We start from the raw sequence: 20,552 nt of genomic DNA on the forward strand, positions 1-20,552 counted from the left end.
AGCTTCGATGGGACAAATGAATGAGTGACGCCGCCTTAAGGCAGGGCCTCGCGGGGAGATCCGAGTGCGATTCCGAGACTCGCCGTCTCGCGCCCTGACGGGAATATTTATCAATCCACGCAGAAAGGTTTCCCCGAATCCTCAACTCCCGAGATCAACGCCCGCCACGACAAACCATAAACCCATGCCACCAAACGACTTACCGGACGCCATCCATTCTCAAATTTTGACGAGAATTTGAGTAACAGCGGAGCTCTTGCGGTTAATCCTAAGTAGTACGGCTGCACGGTCGGGCTGGACGCGGCTTTCGAGGTGGATCGCGGCTACCCGACGGCGGGGCGGCCTGACTGCGGAATGAAGATGGGCGGACTGGTTTGATGCTTCGACGATTGGCACTTTTCGCCGCGTTCACCGCGGGCGCGGCGACCTCGGCCGACGCCGCGATGTTGCGGGTACTCACCTACAACATTCACCACGGCGAAGGGAAGGACGGCGTCCTCAACCTGAACCGTCTCGCGAGCGTCATTTCCGCCGCGAATCCCGACCTCGTCTCGCTGCAGGAGGTCGACAACGACGTTCCGCGGACGAACAACGTCAATCAAGTCGCTCGCCTGGGCGAGTTGACCGGGATGACCAGCTTCTTCGGCAAGGCGCGGAATCTCGACGGCGGCGGCTACGGCAACGGCGTGCTCGTGAAGCCGAGTATTAGCGTCGTCGGCACCGTCAATCGAGCGCTGCCGAATCCCGACAATGTCGAAGCCCGCGCGGTGCTGGAGCTCAATCTATCGGTCGACGCCAACCCGACGACGACCGAGTTTAAGTTCTTCGCCACGCATTTGATGCACGACAGCAGCGCAGGACGAATCGCGTCGGCCGGCTACATCAACGACCTCGTGTCGACTTCCGCCGTCCCATCGATTCTGGCGGGCGACATGAACTTTAATCCTGGCTCGACCGCGTTCAACACGCTCGCGAACCAGTGGACCGACGTCACGAGTATCACCAACTCGGGGAAGAATCGCGCAAACCAAATCGATTACATTTTCACGCGTTCCTCGCTGCAATGGAACGTCGTCACGCGCAGCCAGTTCATCGTCAACGCGACGACGAACGTCGCATCCGATCATCACCCGCTGTTGAGCGTTCTCGAGCTCCTCGACGCAACGCCGACGCTAGTCTGGAACGACAACTCGGGCGCCTCCGTTGCGATGACTGACGGCTTCGCGACGAGTAACGGCAGCCTGGGCGTCGGTTCATTTCCGGTGAGCCCGTGGGAGAGCGGCGTGCCGACGCTCATCGTCGGCTACGGCGGCAAGGCGACGTTCAACGGCAGCGCGAGCCGCACAGTGGGTTCGCTGCGCATCGGCACCGACTTGGCGAGCGGTTTCATCGCCGGCCGTAACGGGGACGGCCTGTTAACGGCAAGCGGCAGCGTCAGCTTGACTCTATCGAACAGTGCGAACACCTCCGGCGATTTGGTCGTCGGCGAAGGGGGCTTTCAAGGGACGCTCAACTGGAACAGCAACGGCACGCTTGAGGCACAGGGGCGACTGCGGGTGGGCGAGTTTGGCAGCGGCGATGTCGTGCAGACCCGCGGAGCGGTGACCTACCGCGCAGGTTTGACGGTAGGCGCCGGCGCCACAGGCAGCGCTCGTTACCGCCTGAGCGGCGGAATGCTGGCGTTGGCCCCAGGCGGCAACGGTGCGTTTGAACTTGGCAGCGACGGCGCCACGGGGACGCTGCGAGTCGAAGGCACGGCAATCGTAACGCATAGCGACAGACTCACACTCGCAGGCGGCGCGCAAGGAGGCGGCGTTGGCCGCCTGGAACTTGTCGGCAGCAGCGCGAGCATGCAGATTGGCGAACTCGCCAACGCAACTGGCGCTGATCGCAGCGAAACGCTGTTTTGGCAAGCTGACGCCGCGGGAGTGACGCCGCTTGTCGTGACGCCGGCTGGAACGACTGCTCAGCCGGTGCAATTGCAGAGTCTGGCCGAATTGACGGCAAACGTCGGCACTGGCGGTTCGCTCTCCGGCGACGGCATCGCACTCGAACTCGACCTGTCGGCCTTCACGATGAGCGCGACGCTCATGCTGATCGACAACCGTACCACCGAAACGATCACCGGCTTTTTCGAAAATGGCTCGACTGGGATGCTGTATGGCGAGGGCGCCGCGATCCTCGGCACCGGTTTCAACGGCACGGTAACAATCACGTACCTCGGCACGAGCGGCGTCGGCTCGGCAGGGAACGACGTCGTGCTGCAACTTACGGCCGCGCCCGCTTCGGCAGATTTCAATGGCGACGGCATCGTCGACGGCGCCGACTTTCTCGTGTGGCAACGCGACTTCGGCGACCCGGCGCGGCTGGAATTGTGGAGACAGACGTTTGGTCAGGCGGCGAGCAGCATCGCCAGTACGGCCGTACCGGAACCGAGTACGTTCGCGCTATGCGTCGCAGCTACCGCTTGCGGCGGATGGCGGCGACGGCGGCGAGGCTGCTGAGTAGCAAGCAGACAGCGGTCGGTTCGGGAACGGCGCCGGCGTTTCGCGTGCTGGCGGTCGTGCCGAACGTCTCTTTCCAAACGGCCAAGTCGGCGGCGTCGACCGCTCCGTCGCCGTTCGCGTCGCCTTGGCCAAGCTGAGCGCCAGTCGCTAGGCCCGCATTCCGCTGCCACTGCAGGAAATCGGCGCCATCGACGATGCCGTCAGCATTGAAGTCGGCGTTGTTGAGCGAGCCGGCGACAAGATTCAGCACGACGTCGTTGCCCGTACCGCCGACGTAGCTGATGTGCACCGTGCCGTTAAAACCAGTTCCGAGCATCGCGGCGCCTTCTTCGTAGAGATCGAGCGAGTCGCCCCGTTCGAAGAAGCCGGTGATCGCTTCGGTGGTGCGGTTGTCGATCAGCATGAGCGTCGCGCTCATCGTGAAGGCCGAGAGATCGAGTTCGAGTGCGATGCCGTCGCCGGAGAGCGAAACGCCCGTACCGGTGTTCGCGGCGACTTCAAGCGGATCTTGCAGCTGGACCTTATTGGCAGCGAGGAAGCCGTTGCCGTCGATCACCAGCGACGCGACGCCGCCCGCGTCGGCTTGCCACTTGATCGCTTCGCTGACGCCCGCTTCGCCGCCAACGGCGTTCTCCAACTGGCCGAACTGCACGTGCGCTTGGCTGCCGATAATTTCCAAGCGTGCCCGAGCGGCGGAGTTCGAGACGTTGCCAATGAAGGCTTCGGCCTGGTGACGGAAGTTGCCCGCTCCTTCGACGCGGAGCGTCCCCTCACCACCGGAGCGACCGATGAGCAAGGCGCCGGCGCCATCGGCGGCGCTCACGGTGCTGCCGCCGGAGACGGTGTACTTGCCAACGGCGCCAAGGTCGGCGCCGATTTGGAGTTCGCCGTCGATCGACACCGCGCCGCCCGATTGAATCACCATGCCGAAGCTGCCGGCGTCGGCGCCGACGACGAGCGCGGCGCCATTGCCGACCATGGCGAGCTTGCCGTCAGCGGCGACAGTGATCGCGCCCGCTCCGCCGCCGCGACCGAGGATAACGTCGTCGTCGGTTTCGACGAGCGCGGAGTTCGCGGCGCCGACGCCGTTGCCGATGTTCAGCACGCCGATCGCGGTAACGTCGCCGACGATGAGTTGCCGATCAGCCGGCCCCGTCGGCCCGCCGCCTGGCCGCAGCGTGCCGCCATTGAGGTTGTACTCGCCGTCGCCGCCTGAGTTGACGCCGATCGCGAGATACTTGAGCGTCCCCGTCGAGGCGCCGCTGCTAACAACGCCGCTATTCTGATTGAACGTGCCGACGCCCCCCTGCCCCACGCGAAACTTACCTTGGGCGTCGAGCGTGCCGTTGCTGTTCCAGTTAACGACGCCGGCATAGCCCCCTTCGCCGACGATGAAGTCGCCGCTGCTATCGGCAGTGCTAGCGACCGTGAGGTTCACGTTTGCGTTCGCGTTGAACGTCCCGTTGCCGTTGCGACCGGCGATGATCGCATCAGCCTGATCGGTGCCGACGCGAATCGAACCGATCGTGCGGCTCCCGTTTCCGGTGAACGTCGCGATGCCGTTGTAACCGAGCACGAGTTCCTGCGTGCCGGTGTTGTACGGGCTAGCCCAAGGGCTGGCGGGCGAAACGCCCACGCCGCCGCTGCCATTGCCTGTTGCAAAACCGTCGGTGATCGCGGTAGCGACGCCGCTGTTGTTGTTCCAGACCAGCGCATACTCTGGGTTGGTCAGCGGCGAAATCGTGATCTCGAACTGGTTTGCCGCATTCGTGCGGTAGAGGTCGAAGTGGGGCGAGTAGGTGCTCACGCGAACCGTTTCGCCGTCGGCAAGGAACTCGAGTACACGCATCCAGCCGTTGCCGGCGTTGGTTTCGAACTGCGAGTTGATGAGCATCTGATGGACATCGTCGCCGGCGTTGCTCTTGTTGACTCGGTAACCAACCTGGTCGCCGCCGATGTGACCGTTGAAGGTCATCTCGAAATTGCCGGAAACTTTCAGCAGCTTGTTCCAAAGATCGCTGCCGTCGTTGCCCCCTTCCATCAGGTAGGACTCGTCGGTGGTTCCCCAGTAGCCGTCGCCGGAATTGATGAGCGAGTGAGTGAGCAGCACGGCCGTCGAGTCGGCGTACTGAGGCTGCTGCGCGATGCTCTTGGCCCAGTCGACGACGTTGTCGCGCGGCCAGAATTCAAGCGAGAAGATCAGCATGTCGCGGCCGTCAGGCGCGGTGAATTCGTAGTAGGCGTTCTGCAGCTCGCCGGGGACCATCGTTCCCTTGAGGATGCCCCCTTGGGTCGGATCGACGAGCGGGTTGTCGGTCGCCTTGAAGTAGGTGTTGAATTTCGTGTCGCGGGTCTCGGAATTGACGAACCCGTAGTCATGGTTGCCGGTCGCCATGATGTACGGCACGACGCCGTTGAGCGTGCTGAACGCATCGCGAGCCGCTTGCCACTGCTGCACGGCGGTGACGCCGTTGGTCGCGGTGCCGCTGTTGCGATTGACGATGTCGCCTTCTTGGAGCACGACCTGGATGTTGAACGCCTCCTTGTTGTCGACGATCCAATCCATCTGCTTCTGCAAAATGTAGGTGTCGTTCGGGCGAGCGACGTAATTTTGCGTGTCGGGGACTACCACCATCGACCAGACGGCGTCGGGCGAGGGGGCGAACTTCGGCTGCGCGGTCGTCGCGACGTAGCCAGGCGAGGCGTGGTTCTCGCTGTCGCCGCCGGAACCGCGCCAGTAGGCGCCGTAAACGCCTTGCGACGAGGGCCGCCAATTAGCGCCCGAGTCGTTCGCCGTGCTGCTGAGGTACTGCGGCAGCACGTAGATGCTGTTGCCGTCGTTGCCGCTCGTGGTGGGCCAACCCGAACCGTCGCGGTAGACGACGGTGTCTTGCACGACGCCCAGGTTGTTGCGGATGGCGATTGTCGCGTTGTTGACGTTGGTGTTCGGATCGTTCGGCAACGCGGGGAAGCTGGAAACTTGCAGCCGGTTCTTGCCGGTTCCCCAATCGGAATCGAACGTCGACGCGCTCGGCGTGAGCACCAGCGCCTGCCCGGCGCCGAGCGTCGTGCCAGTCGGGAACGCCGAGGTCCACGCATTAACCTGCGGCTTGCCAAACTGCCAGCCGCTGAGGTCGATCGACGAACTGCCGGTGTTAAACAGCTCGACCCACTCGCGATTGGCGGAGCCGTTCTGCGGCTCGTACATGATCTCGCTGAGAATGATCGAGCCGCTGGCGGGAGCGAGCAAGCAGAGCGACAGCGCGAGCGCTAAGTAACGAACGCCGAACTTAAGATAGATGCTAATCATGAACGCTCTTCCCGCCAGTGAGCTAACGCTCAAGTTCCACAACATATGATGATCGGAATCGCTGCAGCAGCAACCCGGCCACCATAGCGAGCAACAGGCCGCTTGGTTCAGGGACCGTGGCATTTGCTGGAGTCGCGGCGCCGACCGCGGCCGCGCTGAATTCGCTTTTCCAAATCGCCAGGTCAGCGCCGTCGACAACCCCGTTGCCGTCGGCGTCGCCGGGCGTCGCTTGCCCGTAGCCTCGCTGCCAAGCGAGGAAATCGGCGCCATCGACGTCGCCGTCGAAATCGAAGTCAGCCCGCGAGAACGGCGAAGCGACCAAGCTGAGCACCACGTCGTTCCCCGTACCGCCGACGTAGCTGATCGAGACTGTACCGTGGAACCCCGTCCCCAAAATCTGTTCACCCTGTTCGTAGAGGTTGCCAGTCAGACCATTCTCGAAGAACCCAGTCGCGCTCTGCGTCGTTTGGTTGTTGATGAGCGTGAGCGTGCGGCTCGCGGTGATCGCCGACAGATCGAGCGACAACGCGATGCCGTCGCCGCGGAGATTGCCCTGACCGTTGGCGCCGGTGTTCGCGACGACTTCGATCGGACTTTGGAGTTGCACCCGTTCGACGCCGCCGGATCCGACGATGCTGAGCGGCGTCACGCCATCGGCATCGGCGACCCAGCGGATTGTTTCATCGACGCCGAGCGCGTTTTGCAGCCGGCCGACTTGGATGAAGGCGTCGCTGCCGACGAGTTCGAGCGTTCCCTGCGAGCCCGCGTAGTCGCCGTGGCCGACGTAGATGTTCCCCGACGACGTCAGCGACCCGGTGCCGCTCACCTGCAGCTTTCCGGTGGAACCGGTGGCGGCGATGCGCAACAGCCCTGAAGCCGTAACGGTGCCGCCGCTGAGTTGATACTCGCCATAAGAACCGGCGCCCGTCGCGATCCCGAACATCGCCTGCGTGCTGACGCTGCCGCCGCTTTGCATCACGAGGCCAGTCGCGCCGTTGGCGTTCGCAACGTGGAACTCAGCGTTGCTCCCTTGCAGCACAATGGCGCCGTCGGACTTGACGGTCAGCGTGCCGTCGCCGCCGTCTTGGCCGACAAAGATGTCGTCGCGAGATTCGAACCGCGCCGTGCCAGCAGCGCCTGTGCCGTCGCCGACGTTGACGACGCCGACGCCCCCCGCGGCGCCGATGCGCAGTTGCCGGAGTTCAACGCCGCTCAATCCGCCTCCGGTTTGCAGCCGGCCGTTATTCAAGTTGTAAGTTCCGTGCGAACCAGCGCCGTTGCCGACGCCAGCGAACTTGAGCGTGCCGCCCACGTCGCCCGCCGACACCGTGCCCGCGGTTTGCGTGAAGACGCCAGTGCCTCCTTGCCCAATGCGCAGGCGGCCCTCGATCTTCAACGTGCCGCTGCTCCCCCAAGTGACGGCGCCGTTGTACCCCGCCTCGCCGACGAGCACGTCGCCCGTCTCGCTGCTGCCGGTTGGCACGGCGCCATTGCCGATGGTGAGACTCTTCGAGCCTGAAGCGATGAGCGTGCCGTCGCCTTGGGCGGCGTCGATGATCAACCCAGCATGAGCGGTGCCGACGCGCAAGGATTGAACGCGATCGGTGGGCGAGATCACGGTCGAGTCGTTGAACTGCGCCGTACCGCCGTTGCCCAGGAACAGCGCCTGCCCGCCGTCGCTGAAGGGGCTCGTCGCATTCGGCGCGGGGCCGCCTGAACCATTGCCGGCATTCCACGCTACCGTGAAATTCGCCGTTCCACCCGTCCACGCGAGACCGTCGACGTCGAACACGTTGAGCGTCGTGTCGTATGCGAACGGCAGCGCGTACTCGCTGCTCAGGTAGTTGGCAACGAGGTTGATCTGCCCCACCGAAAGCTGATCGTTGAAAACGACGAACTCGGCGAGTTGGCCGCTGAAGTAGTCGGTCGTCAGCAACGAGCCGCTGGCTGATCGCCCTGTGCCGAGCAGCAGTTCGAGGTCGTTGCCGCTGAAGGTGGTGCTCAGCGTCGTGCTGCCGTTGCCGGTGAACGTGTTGGCCGGCAGCGTACCGTCAACGAACAACTTGGCGTCGGAGTAGGCCTGCCCGTCGTCGACTTGCCACACGACGATGTGAAACCCGGAATCGGCGAGCGGCGTGTCGTAGAGCGACGAACCATCGTTGTAACGGAAGCCGGCGCCGCCATTGGCGGTAGTCGTCGGCGAGTTCGAGACATCGAGGCCGGCGACGCTCCCCGCGGCGCCGTTGCTGCGGCCAATTTGGCCGAGCCGCTCCGCCGTGGCGCCGGAAGTGTCGCTAGTCGTTACAGCGAAGACGGTGATCCCCTGCCCTGGCGTCGGCAACGAGTTGGAGGTCGACGATTGCAACGCATCGTCGCCGTCGAACGTCACCACCGCCTTGCCGTTCAGAGCGCCGGTGGCAAGCGTCGGCCGATTCGCCGCGTTCGCTTGCGACACCGTGCCGTTAAATGAATCGCCGGTGGCTGAATCGCTCCACGCACCGACCGGGGCGCCGTTGCTGAGCGCGGCAAGGTCTTCCGCTTTCAGGCGCACGATCGGCGTCACCGTGTCAGGCAGATTCCGCGACGGGGTCGAGTAGCGAATCGCGAGACCTTGGCTCGCGAGATCTTGCACGACGGCGGGCTGCGAGGTGGCGAGATTGTTCGTCTCGCCGACGTCGTTGGCGAGGTTGTAGAGTTCGGGGGCCGTGCCATCGGCGTTGAGCAGCAGCTTCCAATTGCCCGAGCGAATCGCAAACGCCTCTTGGCCGTTCGCGCCCGCACCGGCGGGATTCGGGTTTACATGGCGATCTTCCGTGCCGCGGTTCATGTCCCAGAAGAGCGGCGTCGTGCGCGTCTGCGACTGGCCGCTGAGCAAGGCCTGGCTCAAGTTCTCGCCATCGAACGCAGCGCCCACCGGTGCGTCGACGCCGGCGATCCCGAGCAGCGTCGGCAACATGTCAGCGCCCCAAATGACGGTGTCGTCGTCGGTGCGGCCCGCGGCGACGTTGCCGGTCCAGCGGGCGATGAGCGGCTCGCGGAAGCCTCCTTCGAACATCGAGCCCTTCGAGCCGCGGAAGGGTCCGTTCGACCCGATGCTGCTCGCATTCGCCCCGACGGCGCCGTTGTCGGCCATCACGAGAATGAGCGTCTCTTCGTCGAGACCTTGCTGGTCGATGTGATCGATCAGGCGACCAATCTGCTCGTCGGCGTATTCAAGGATCGCGAGATAATCGCGCGACTCGGCCGGCAAACTCGGATAGAGGGCGTTGTACTTGGCCTGCAGCGCTGCGGGCGGGACGTGCGGCGTATGCGACTCGTCGAGCCAAACGTTCATGAACACCGGCTGATTCGGATCGGCCGCCTTCGACTGATCGAGAAAGTCGATCGCCCGATCGATCATAAACGTCGCATTGTACTGCCGTTCGAGATAGACGATCTCATCGAGACCGCCACCCGTGCCGCGGGCGTCACTTTGCTGGTTGAGGCCATTAAAATAGTTGCTGGGCCGAGTCGTGACGCCCGCCGCCGTGCCGCCGTACGGTTCCACGTTGATGATGCGATTGCCGAGGCCCTCGAACTGCGTCCAAGCTTCGTCGTAGCCGTAGTCGACGATGCGCGGCGCCGTGACGTTCGTGCCGGCGGTGGTTCCGACTTCGTAGCCAACGTCGCGGCCGCCGCCGAGATGCCACTTGCCGAAGTGGCCGGTCGCATAGCCGCCATCCTGGAACGCGCGGGCCATCGACGGCGACGTGAGCGGCAGGCTGTTTGCGTTGTCGCGCGAGAGATTCGACGCCGAGCTGTCGATGAACGAGTTGATCCCCGACCGAGCTGCGTACTGGCCGGTGAAGAGCGTCGCCCGCGACGGCGAGCAAATCGGCGCACCAGAATAGAACTGGGTGAACTTCAACCCGTCTGCCGCGAGCCGGTCGACGTTCGGCGTTTGCGCGTAGGCGCTGCCGTAGGTCCCGAAGTCGCCCCAGCCGAAATCATCCATGTTGATGATGACGATGTTCGGCGCAGCGGCGTTCGCCCGCGGCATGGCGATCGTCGCGACGGAGAGCAGCAGAAGTATGACGCACCGGGTGATCAACAAGGCATTTCCGCAATGGACGATGGTGACAGGGAGTGGTCTCTAAACGCAGACAACCCCACGTTCGCTTCGCCAGGCTCTCTGCCCCGAGCAGCCTCGACCAAGCGAACGTGGGGAGTCGTTGTCGTCGTCAAAAATAAAACGTGCTTCCGAGCTGACTAGCGGCGAGCACCCCGGCGACGGGCAACGGCGATCAAGCCGAATGCCGCCGATGCCAGAGCGATCGAGTGGGGCTCCGGCACGGCAGCCGCGGCGATCTGCGCCGGGACGCCGAACTGGCCCTTCCAAACGGTGAGGTCGGCCGCGTTAACGGCACCATCGCCGTTCGCATCGCCCTGGGCGAGCGTCGCGCCGCTGTTCACGCCGAAGCCGCGTTGCCAAGCGAGGAAGTCCTTACCGTCAACCTTGCCGTCGCTGTTGAAGTCGGCGTTATTGACGATGCTGCCCACCAGGTTCAGCACGACGTCGTTACCGTCGCCGCCGATGTAGCTGATGTTCACCGTGCCGGCGTAACCGGTGCCGAGAATCGACGCCCCTTCCTCATAGAGGTCGAGCGACGTGCCGTTCTCGAAGAAGCCCGTGACGGCTTCCGCGGTTTGGTTGTCGATCAGCTTGAGGATGCCGCTGCTAGTGAAGGCAGAAAGGTTCAGCTCGAGTGCAATGCCGTCGCCCGAAAGCGTGGCGCCGGCGCCGGTGTTCGCGGTGACTTCGGTGGGATCTTGCAGTTGAACGCTGGCGGCCGTCGGACCAGCGCCGGTGACGACCATCGGCGTGACGCCGTTTGCATCAGCGGCCCAGCGGATGATCTCATTGACGCCTGCGGCGCCGCCGGGAGCGTTCTCAAGTTTCCCAATCTGCAAGCCGGCCTGGCTACCGATAAGTTCCAAACGACCGGTGCCGCCGGTGTTCGTTTCGTTGCCGACGAAGAACTCGGCGCCGTGAGTCACCTTGCCGGTCCCTTCGATGCGGAGCGTGCCAGTGCCGCCTTGCCGGCCTAGCTGGAAGGCGCCCGAACCATCGGTGGCGCTTTCAAACGTGCCGCCGCTGATCGTGTACGAACCGACGCCGCCCACGCCGACGCCGATGCGAACGATGTCGGTCGTGGAAACCGAGCCGCCGGTTTGCACCACCGTGCCGGTGCTGCCGTTGCCGACGTTGAGTTCGGCATTGCCGCCCACGCCGCCAGTGACGCTATCAAGGCGAATCTGTCCGTCCGACTTGACGTTGAGCGTCGCGACGCCGCCGTTACGGCCGATCCACAGATCGTTGTTCGCTTCCAGCAGTGCGGAGCCGGCGGCTCCAGTGCCGTCGCCGACGTTCAAAATGCCGGTCGCTCCCTCGTCGCCAATCGCGGTGACGCGAATCTGCGCGTTGTCGAGCGTGCCCGTCGGCCGGAACTGGCCATTGTTCAGGTTGTACGTGCCGTTGCCGCCAGCGCCGTGCCCAACGGCGAGGAAAGTCCCCGCAGTGCTCGTGCCGCCGCTAACGATGCCTGCGGTTTGCGTGACGACGCCCGTGCCGCCGTCGCCGACCCACAACTTCGCTTCCGCTTCAAGCGTGCCGGTGCTCCCCCAGTTGATCGTGCCGCTCTGACCGCCAGAACCGACGATAATGTCGCCGACGCCGCCCGTGGCGCTCGACTTCAGGCTCACCGAACCGGTCGCGTTCACCGTACCGTTACCATCGCGATTGGCGATGCGGGCCGAGGCCTGATCGGTGCCGACATGCAGCAGCGCGACCGATTCGCTCGTAGCGCCGCTGAGCGCCGCAACGCCGTTGTTGCCGAGGTAGAGTTCCTGCCCGCCACTGAAGGGATTCGCGGGGAACGTGCCGACGCCGTAGTTGCCGTTGCCACTGGCAAAACCGGCGGTGAAATTCGCCGCCGTCGTGTTCCACACGAGGCCGCTCGTCAAACTGCCGGGCGTGGTGGCCTGCAGAACGATGTCGTTGTTGTCCACGCCGCCGTAGTAGTTCAGGTAGAACTGCGTGCCGAGGGCGTTCGTGCCGACCGATTGGCCCTGCGTGTAGTTGCCGAACGTGCCGACCGCCAAGACCGTTGGATCGAGCGAGTTGACGAGCGTGAGGGTGCTGTTCGAGTTATAGGCGTTGAACGAGTTCAGGCTCAGGACCGACGTGGCCCCCAGAGTGAGCCCCTTCGCAGTATCGCCCGCGGTGTTAGTATCGCCTTCGACGATGATCGGCGTGGCGCCGCCAGCGTCGAACGTAAAGTTCAGCGTGCCGAAATTGCCGACGTCGAGCGCCCGCACATTGCTCGTACCGGTCGAGCCGGTGATGTTGTACGCCGCCGCGCGGCTGGGGCCGATTTGCAGGATGCCGTCGGCGTCGAGCGAGCCCCCTTGCTGATTGAAAGCCCCGGCATTGACGACGAACGGCGCCGGGCCGCCCGTGCCGCCGTTCGCTTTGTGGAGCGCGGCGAAGTTGATTTCGAGCCGCCCGTCCGACTTGATGTTGAACGTACCGGTGGAAGCAGTGCTGTGCCCGATCGTAAAGTCGTCCCAAGTGACGAACTTCGCAGAAGCGGCGGCGCCCGTTCCATCGCCCAGGTTAAACACGGCCGTCCCGGTGCCGGCGCCGATGCGAGTGTTGCGGCGAACTTCTTCGCCCAGCGCGGTATCGAGCGCGGCGCCGACGTTCAAGACGCCGTTATTCAGGTTGTACGTACCGGTCGAATTGTTGCCGACGGCGAAGAAGACGCTCGCAGCGGCCGTGTTCGTTCCAGCCTTCACCGTGCCGTTGTTTTGCGTGAACGTTCCCGTCCCGGCTTGGCCGACGCGGAACGCCCCTTCCACCGTAAGGGCGCCGGTGCTGTCCCACACGACGGTTCCGGCAGTCGGTGCATTGCCGCCAATGTAGAACGCCCCGTACGGCTCGGTGGCCGACGTCGCGTATCGGACCAGCAGCGGCGTGTTGCCGGTAACGCGCAGCGTGCCGGCGCCTCGATAGTCGTTCGGGCCTGCGACGTTCGCAGCGCCGGCGTTCGTGCCGACCTGAATCCCGTACACCAGGTTCTCGTAGCCGGCGCCGTTGATCGTCGAAGTCGTGTTGAGCGTCGCCTCGCCGTTGTTGCCGATGTAGAGCACGTTGGCGCCAGGCAACCCTCCTTCGCCGGGATAGGCGAAGGGATCGGTGAGTTGCGCTTCCGCGCTGCCGCTGGTGTACGACCAGGCGTTGGCGTCCTGAAAGTTGCCGGTCGTCTTGTTCCAAATGATGTTGGCGCCCCATGCCTGCGAGCCGCCGACAATGGCCCACGCAGCCGCGAGAGCCGCCGCTTTCTTCGTCCGTTGGTAGTTCATCATGATCCTCCAGCCTGGATTTGGCGCCGCCTGCGGCGCGACGGGGGTAGTGCGTGTCGCACTCGGCGGCCGCCGTCATGCGAAGAGAGTATGATTACGTTGTGCTGCAGATGAGATAGTGAAAAGGGAGCGGCGTTAGTTCGCCGAGACGACTTCATCTCCCGCGCGGCTCGACATCGAGCGCCACGCCATCAGGTCGATGCCGTCGGTGATGAATCTGCCAGAGGCGTCGCACATCGAAACGTGCACGCCGCCGGGGTGATTGCTGCGGGCGCCGAGCGTGAATTGGGCGAAGTTCGATTCTGCTAGCGGCTGGCAAGGGAGCCCCATCTCCGGGCGGTCGATGCACACGCCGACGTCGCTGCCACAACCGGTGGTGTCATCTGGGGCGGCACTTACGGCACTACAGCGCCGGGAATTAGGGACGAGTAGCGTCGAGATTTGGATTGTCGACGCCGCGGGAGTCCAATTGCGAGCACGCCGATCGAGTTCAGCGGCGGCGGTGCCCGATGGAGCTGGAATCATTTCCAGCGAGAGGTAGGTGTTGGAAAGCCCGTCAGTGATGTGCTTCATGGCAATCGGCGCCCCATCGCCATTGGCATCAAGCTCAAATGGACCAGGGCCGCCGATGTTTGGCATGCCCGGAAAACCAGTGCCCGTTGGCGCTGTTTGATTGCTCCAACGAAAGCTGCCCCAGTTGATACCGTAGCTAGTCTTGTAATCGCCGCCCGCATCGAGTCCGGCAGCAAACAGCACCTTCTGCTGTTCTGCCGATGGACATTGGAACGCCGGGTCGGGCTGCTGAAACATCACCATCTGGTCAGCCAGCGTCAACGCCGGATTGAACCGACTCGAGAGCGACGACTGCTCCATGTACGGAAGCAACTGCAGAGGGACTGTTTTATCGCGAGTGCTACCGAAGTCGGTCCCGTTCTTGCCCTTCCGCCCCGCCGCAATCGGCAGATGCCCCATCGCCGACTCGAAGTTCTGCGCCGCCAGGCTGTACTGCCGAATGTTGTTGAGGCACGTCGACCGCCGCGCCGCTTCACGCGCCGCCTGCACAGCCGGCAAGAGGAGCGCCACGAGGACGCCGATGATCGCAATGACGACGAGAAGTTCGACGAGCGTGAAGGCCGCCCGCTTCGGAGAATTGTGCATGCCGCCGCGCGTGTGCTGATCGACGAGAAGTCCCGCATCGCAGTGTTGCCCCACTGCCGACGCCGCTCTCTCTGCTCGCCAAGCTGCTGCCCGGCCTAGCGAATGAGAGGACGCCCCTGCGAGCGACCTGGGAGAACCCTTCCCCCTCCCCGTCTGTCCCGGCGGGGCCGAAGGTCGCTGTTCGGGCTTCGCACACGCCCTTTCGAGAGTAATTAACGGGCCGAGACGGCGGGTTACGCAAAAAATCATCGCTGGGGAGAACTTTTCGGCAGGTTGCGGGGGTCGGCAGCGCCGACCGGCGGGAGGAAGGGTCGCCGCTTCGCAAACAGGGCGCCGGAAACGCTATACTGGCAGCCGGATTCCCGCACATTCACCGAGACTTCACACTTTTTCGCCGAATCGGAGTAACCCCTGGCGGCTTCCCGTTAAGAGACTACAGGACATGGCAAATCATCCGGCGGACCAGTGAATTTGCTGGCGATCCATGAGCGGCGCTCGACCTACTAGCAAATCCGATGCAGCTAACGAGGAACGGGCTCGTTTGGCCGCGCTCTGGGAACAGGCGCGGCCCGCGGTCTTCGCGTACCTCACGGCGACCATCTACGACTTCCACCGCGCAGAAGATCTGCTGCAGGAAGTCGCGGTCGCCGTCGCCACGAAGTTCCACACGTACGAGCCTGAGCGGTCGTTTTTGGCGTGGTCGATTGGCATCGCCCGCAATCGGGCATTGCTCTACTTCCGAGAGCAGGCCCGCGACCGCCAGCATTTTTCGGACGCGACGTTGCAAACGCTGGGCGACGCGGCCGAGAAGTTAGCTCAGGAAGAGGGAAGCCTGAAGCGCGAGGCGCTCCGCCATTGCCTGGCCCGCATCGTCGGTCGGCGGCGGCGGGTGCTCGACTTGCGCTATACAGGCGAACGCTCGATCGCCGACATCGCTGGCGAACTCGAAATGACGGGCAACGCCGTCAAAATTATGCTGCACCGCGTGCGAGCGACGCTCGAGGAATGCGTAACGCGGCGGATTGCTCAGGAAAGGGTGACGCATTGATGCCCCCGAAAGATTTATTCAACGGCTACCTCGACGGCGACTTGAGCGCTGAGCAGTTGCTCACGCTGGAGGATTGGATCGCCGCCGACGCCAACAATGCCGCGACCTTCCTGGAATGGATGGCGCTGCAAACTTGGACCCGCGAGGCGCTGCAAGGCGAACTACTGCAGCAAGTGCTGCAGGAAACAGACCCCGTTAACCGCTTGCCTGCCCCTACGGGCGTTCGCACGGCACGGTGGGGTTGGTTCGCTGTTCTCGCGGCGTCGCTGTTGATTGCAGCGATGGCCTACTCGCTGGGAACGCCCTCTCGAGACGGCGTGCAAGTGGCGGAACAATCCACCGCAACGCCCGAGCAAGCGATTCTCGACGCCATCGACGAATCAGCGCCCGAAGAAGTCGACGCCTCGATCGTCGCGACGCTGACGCACCTCGATAAATGCAAATGGGCTGACAATGCCCTCCCGCTCGATTACGGCCAACAGTTGGAGGCGGGAACCCAAATCAAATTGAACTCCGGCGTTGTCCGCGTCACGTTCGAAAGCGGCGCCGAAGCGGTGCTGCAAGGTCCGTGCGACTTTGTCGTCGACAGCGCGATGCACGGCACGATCCGCAGCGGCGGCGTTGCCGTCACGGCGCCGAAGCGGGCTTATGGTTTCCGCATTCGCTCGCCCAATGCGGAGGTGATCGACCTCGGCACGGTGTTCGGCGTCAACGTCGACGCGAGCGGCGACTCCGAAGTCCACGTCTTCTCCGGAGAAGTTCTGTCGCGGAGCGTCGACCAGCACGATGGACACGAAGGCGAGTTGACGCGTCTCACCGCGAACCACGCGCTAAAGTACAACAGCGACGCCGCAGAACCGAGCAAAATCGCCTCCAACGGCGCGCTGTTCGCTCGCACCGAGCCGGTGTCGGTTCGCAAGGCCGACTACGACTTCTTGCCCGATCGCAGCGGCCTGGCGCTATGGCTGGCGGCCGACCTTTCGGCGCGGCGGCAGGACGGCGACGGGGTCGTGGCGTGGTCCGACATCCTGTTCGGCGACAACGTCACCGCGGAGGACGCCTTCCAGCCGCAACGCGCCGCGCAACCCAAGTTGGTCGCGAACGGCATCAACGGTAAGCCTGCGCTCAGCTTCAACGGCACGAACGAATTTCTCGTCACGACGCCGCTCGAAACGACCGACAACCAAACGATCGTCATGGTCTGCCAGTTCAGCGAGGCCGCCGAGCGTCCGGGACGCAAACGAGGCGGGCAGATTCTCAACTACAACGGCCCGCCGCATCGTTTGGTGAGCAGCACCTACGAACCAGGCGTGCTGCAGATCGGCGAGCCCTTGGACTTCGGCTTCAAGCCGACGAGCCTCGGCGGCAAACTGTTCGCCGGGCGGCTCGACGGCAAGGACGTTTCTGAAGCCGAAATGTACTCGCCGCCGATCGGCGTTGGCGTGCCGGTCGTATTGGTCTACCGCTACGACCTCGACAAGCACCTGGCTTCGCTGTGGATTAACGGCGAGTTGATCGACCAGAAACCCGCACTGCGCCCTGCCGGCGTAACGTCGCGGAAAACAATCGGCCGACATGGATTCATGAAGTTCTTCTTCGCCGGCGACTTGGGCGAGTTGATGATTTTCAACAGCGCCTTGGAAGGCGATGCACTCCGCGACGTCACCGGCTATCTAAGCAACAAGTACAAGATTGAGCTGAAACCGCAACCTGCAGCCTAGCGACGCAATCAAGCGAGCGGCACGCGCATCGAACTGATTCGACGGATCAACTGGCGGTATAGGGCAGCAACTGAAGGGTCGTCGTGTCACTGAGATTCATGCGTTACATTTCGGCCCTGGCTCTCGCCTGCGTCTGCTGCCTTTCTGAAATCGCCGCCTCGCAGGCCGCGGAACCGTCGCGCCCGAACATCGTGATGGTCTACGTCGACGACGCCGGCTACGCCGACTTCCCGTTCTTCGCCGACGATCACCCGCGCACGCCGAACATCGACCAGCTCTGCCGCGAAGGCGTGCGGTTCACGCAGTTTTACGTGAATGCCCCAATCTGCTCGCCGTCGCGCGTCGCGATCACGACAGGTCAGTACCCTTCGCGGTGGGGCATCACGACGTTTATCGCTTCGCGGAAAGAGAACGAAGTCCGCGGCATCCCGAATTGGCTCGACCCCGCGGCGCCGACGCTCGCCCGCTCGCTGCAGTCGGCGGGCTACACGACCGGTCACTTCGGCAAGTGGCACCTCGGCGGCGGCCGCGACGTCGGCGATGCTCCGCTGATCACCGAGTATGGCTTCGACGAATCGCTAACGCAGTTCGAAGGCCTCGGCGATCGTCTGCTGCCCTTGCTTGATGATCACAATGGCGAGAAATTGCGGAAGCTGCAACTTGGCCAAGCAAGTGCGAAGCTCGGTCGCGGCAAGGTCGAGTGGATCAACCGTAGCCAGCAAACGGGCAAGTACGTCGGCCGAGCGATCGAATTCGTTGAGCAGGCCGAAGCCAACGGCAAGCCGTTTTACGTCAACGTCTGGCCCGACGACGTCCACACGCCGCTGCATCCGCCGGAGAAGGTGTCGAGCGATTCAAGCAAGCGCGAGCGCTATCTCGCCGTACTCGAAAACATGGATCGCCAGCTCGCTCCGCTATTCGATCGCATTCGCAGCGACGACAAGCTGAAGAACAACACGCTGATTCTCGTCGCCAGCGACAACGGCTTTGAGCCTGGCGCCGGCCATGGCGGTGAGCTGCGCGGCTCGAAGGGGATCCTTTACGAAGGGGGTATCCGGGCGCCGCTAGTGGTATGGGGACCTGGACTGCTTCATCAAGAAGCGATCGGCGGCGAAAACAATAAGACGGTGATCTCTTCCATCGACGTCGTCACGTCGCTGCTCACGCTCGCGGACGCTTCCCCGCCTGCAGAGACCGCGTTCGACGGTGAAGACCTCAGCGCATCGCTACTCGGCAGCGAGCAGCAAATGCGCAACGGAACCCTCTGCTGGATTCGCCCGCCGTCCGCGAAAAAGAAGCGAAATCCAGGTCGGCCCGATCTGGCGATCCGCGACGGGCAGTGGAAACTGCTCGTGAAATTTAACGGCTCAAATCCCGAGCTGTTTGATATCACGGCTGACCCGTGCGAGCAGCACAATTTGGCGCAGCAGCATCCCGAGCTCGTGGCGTCGCTGACGAAGAAAGTTCAGCGTTGGCGTCGCGACGTTGAAGGGGATGGCCGCACAAAGGTATCTGCGGCTGCTCTTTCAGCATCTTCTTCCGCAACCGCGGCGACTCCGTAGTGTTTAATTCTTGCGACCTCTCGATCGATGACGAGAGCGCCGCAAGATGCTCACTCCCTGAGTCCACACTCGCTTTCCTTCGTCAGGCTTTGCACCCTGCTAGGCGCCATGAAACGCACGTCACTGCTCGTCGCTTCGCTGGTAGTTCTGTCGCTGACGGCGCCAATCGCCGCAGCGGCTGACGCGCCGCCCAACGTCGTCTACTTCCTCGTCGATGATCTCGGTCGCAACGACTGCGGGTTCATGGGCGGCAAAGAAATCAAGACGCCGCAAATCGACGAACTGGCCGCTGCCGGCGCGAAGCTCGACGCCTACTATGTGCAACCAGTTTGCAGCCCGACCCGTGCAGCGCTGCTGACTGGCCGATATCCGATGCGACACGGCTTGCAGGTCGGCGTCGTAAAACCGTGGGCAAAGCACGGACTGCCGCTCGACGAACGCACGATCGCCGACGACCTCAAAGCGGCCGGTTACGCGACCGGTATCTTCGGTAAATGGCATCTCGGCCATTTCTCTAAAGAGTATCTGCCGATGCAGCGCGGCTTCACGCGGCAGTACGGCCACTACAACGGCGCGCTCGATTACTTCACACACGAGCGCGACGGCGGGTTCGATTGGCACAGCGATGGGAAAACCTGTCGCGACGAAGGCTACTCGACCGCGCTTATCGGCGAGAAGGCGGCGGAGTTCGTCGCGCAGAACGCCGGCAAGCGGCCCTTCTTCGCGTACGTACCGTTCAATGCGGTTCACTCGCCTTACCAACCGCCGAAAGGGGGAGTGGATGCCTATCCGGAACTTAAGGGCCAGCGGCGCAACTACGCCGCGATGCTGACCGCCACTGATGCGGCGATCGGCGAAGTCGTCGCCGCCGTCGTTAAGGCGGGCGTCCGCGACAACACGATCTTCATTTTCTCCAGCGACAACGGCGGCCCCAGCCCCGGCCGCATCACCGACAACGGCGCTTACCGCGGCGGCAAGGGAGGCCTGTACGAAGGCGGCGTCCGCGTCGCCGCGTTCGCGACTTGGCCGGGGCACATTAAACCAGGTTCGACGATCACGGAACCGCTCCACGCCGTCGACTGGCGGCCGACGCTCGATAAGCTCTGCGGCGCCAAGCCGACGAGCGACCAGCCGCTCGATGGCCTCGATGTTTCTTCAACGCTCACGGCCGGCGCTCGGTCGCCGCACAAGGCGATCTTGTTGAACACCACGGCATCGGCCAGCGCGATCCGCGCGGGGGATTGGAAGTTGATCGTCCGCGCTGCAACCGCGCTGCCGAACGGCAAAGGGAAAAAGGGCAAGCGAGCCCAGCGCCTCGGCCAAGAGGAAACGGAACTCTTCAATCTGACCGACGACCCCTACGAGCAAAAGAACCTCGCGGCAGAAGAGCCCGCGAAGGTCGCGGAACTGCGCGAGCAACTAGATCGATTCGCGAAAGAAGCTGTCCCGCCGCAAGCGATGCCGAGGCCCGCGTCATACAAGGCGCCGGCAATTTGGGGCGACTTCGGCGGATGATCAATCCTTACTGGCTTTTTCGCAATTTTTCACGACATTTCGAAATAGCGCGAAATTCCCCTCCATTCAAGCTGCTGGACCCTGCATTTATGCGCATTTGGAATAATTTCAGTAAGGCGCAAGTGTCGACGCGCGTCGCCTGCGTGCGATTTGCTAACGCCGCGCGCCGTTTCTAAACGCCTGCGATCGATTAGAATGAAGACTACACCGAACTGGCCGATCACGGCCTCCTCGGGAACAATGGTGACGTGAACGAATCGCGGTTGCGCCGTCTTATCAACCTCTCTCATCGACTCGTTCGCTTCACGCTGACAACTAGCCGCTAGC

General features: G+C 63.4%; 9 protein-coding genes. 5 read left to right on the plus strand and 4 right to left on the minus strand.

Annotation, left to right across the window (positions count from 1 at the left end; all coding sequences use genetic code 11):
* Window positions 1-377 precede the first annotated feature (377 nt).
* Entirely contained in the window at window positions 378-2,504 is a 2,127-nt protein-coding gene (locus PLANPX_RS22940) for an endonuclease/exonuclease/phosphatase family protein (protein ID WP_152100982.1), read from the plus strand.
* Here PLANPX_RS22940 and PLANPX_RS22945 read toward each other — a convergent pair.
* The 4 genes from PLANPX_RS22945 to PLANPX_RS22960 form a co-directional block, all read right to left on the minus strand.
* On the minus strand, window positions 2,461-5,817 hold the full coding sequence (locus PLANPX_RS22945; RefSeq protein ID WP_172992266.1) for a lamin tail domain-containing protein: 3,357 nt from the start codon (window positions 5,815-5,817) through the stop codon (window positions 2,461-2,463). The genes PLANPX_RS22940 and PLANPX_RS22945 overlap by 44 nt on opposite strands.
* Window positions 5,818-5,839: 22 nt before the next feature.
* Entirely contained in the window at window positions 5,840-9,910 is a 4,071-nt protein-coding gene (locus PLANPX_RS22950; protein ID WP_152100984.1) for a sulfatase-like hydrolase/transferase, read from the minus strand.
* Between the two features lie 155 nt (window positions 9,911-10,065).
* Complete coding sequence (locus tag PLANPX_RS22955; protein ID WP_152100985.1) at window positions 10,066-13,224, minus strand: dockerin type I domain-containing protein; 3,159 nt, start codon at window positions 13,222-13,224, stop codon at window positions 10,066-10,068.
* A 132-nt stretch (window positions 13,225-13,356) separates the two neighbouring features.
* Window positions 13,357-14,379 carry a DUF1559 domain-containing protein gene (locus PLANPX_RS22960; RefSeq protein ID WP_172992370.1) on the minus strand — a complete coding sequence of 341 codons (1,023 nt, stop codon included), beginning with the start codon at window positions 14,377-14,379 and terminating at the stop codon, window positions 13,357-13,359.
* A gap of 541 nt (window positions 14,380-14,920) precedes the next feature.
* Between PLANPX_RS22960 and PLANPX_RS22965 the strand changes: the two genes are divergently transcribed.
* The 4 genes from PLANPX_RS22965 to PLANPX_RS22980 all read left to right on the plus strand — a co-directional run bounded on the left by PLANPX_RS22965 (window position 14,921) and on the right by PLANPX_RS22980 (window position 20,225).
* Entirely contained in the window at window positions 14,921-15,427 is a 507-nt protein-coding gene (locus PLANPX_RS22965) for a sigma-70 family RNA polymerase sigma factor (protein ID WP_172992267.1), read from the plus strand.
* A complete protein-coding gene (locus PLANPX_RS22970) occupies window positions 15,427-17,148 on the plus strand; it encodes a hypothetical protein (RefSeq protein ID WP_152100988.1) in 1,722 nt (573 codons plus the stop codon). Before PLANPX_RS22965 ends, PLANPX_RS22970 begins: the two co-directional genes overlap by 1 nt.
* Before the next feature lie 98 nt (window positions 17,149-17,246).
* A complete protein-coding gene (locus PLANPX_RS22975) occupies window positions 17,247-18,710 on the plus strand; it encodes a sulfatase (RefSeq protein ID WP_152100989.1) in 1,464 nt (487 codons plus the stop codon).
* 108 nt (window positions 18,711-18,818) lie between these two features.
* Entirely contained in the window at window positions 18,819-20,225 is a 1,407-nt protein-coding gene (locus PLANPX_RS22980; RefSeq protein ID WP_152100990.1) for an arylsulfatase B, read from the plus strand.
* Window positions 20,226-20,552: the final 327 nt, after the last annotated feature.

Origin of the sequence: Lacipirellula parvula, assembly GCF_009177095.1 — a bacterium.
Taxonomy (GTDB): domain Bacteria; phylum Planctomycetota; class Planctomycetia; order Pirellulales; family Lacipirellulaceae; genus Lacipirellula; species Lacipirellula parvula.